Raw genomic sequence first — 709 nt, 5'->3', positions numbered from 1 at the left:
TCATTCCACTTTTCTGCAAAATCCTCCAGGGCAGCTTCTGCGGCCTGTTTGGTCGGAGCATCATAGATGAGCTTCATATCTTTTGTAAAGGCTTTTTTGTCTTTCCAGACCACATACCTGCAGGCATTCCTGATCTGGTGAACTACACATATTTGAGTTCTGGACTGCGGGAATACGTTTCTGATGGTATCGGTAAATCCGTTTAGATTATCTGTGGCGGTGATAAGAATATCCTCCACCCCACGGGCTTTCATATCCGTGAGTACACTCATCCAGAAGGCTGCAGATTCATTCTTTCCAAGCCAGAGGCCAAGAACTTCTTTCTTACCGTCCCTCCTAAGGCCTACTGCGATATAGATCGTCTTGTTTACTACCTTGGAATTCTCCCGTACCTTAAACACGATCCCATCCATCCAGACAATAAGATAAACAGACTCTAAAGGACGATTCTGCCAGGCAACAATATCATTACTAATTCGATCAGTAATTCGGGATATGGTGGAAGTAGAAACATCAAAACCATAAACCTCAGAGATCTGTTCTTCAATATCGCTATTGCTCATTCCTTTGGCATAGAGCGATACAATAACATTCTCAATACCATCGACCATATTCTGCCGCTTGGGAACAATCATGGGATTAAAGGATCCGTCCCTGTCCCTTGGAACTTTTATAGTGTCCTGGCCAAAGGAACTGCGAACCTTCTTCC

The 709-nt window shown here is 44.0% G+C and carries 1 protein-coding gene; it reads right to left on the bottom strand.

The window, feature by feature from the left end; translation table 11 throughout:
- The coding region (locus RM553_RS19575; RefSeq protein WP_311536648.1) for an IS256 family transposase at positions 1-709 on the bottom strand (709 nt) is incomplete at both ends.

It is taken from the genome of Autumnicola tepida (assembly GCF_031846485.1).
Classification (GTDB): domain Bacteria; phylum Bacteroidota; class Bacteroidia; order Flavobacteriales; family Flavobacteriaceae; genus Autumnicola; species Autumnicola tepida.
Note: the sequence above shows the minus strand (reverse complement) of the source record. Positions and strands in the feature narration are given on the sequence as shown.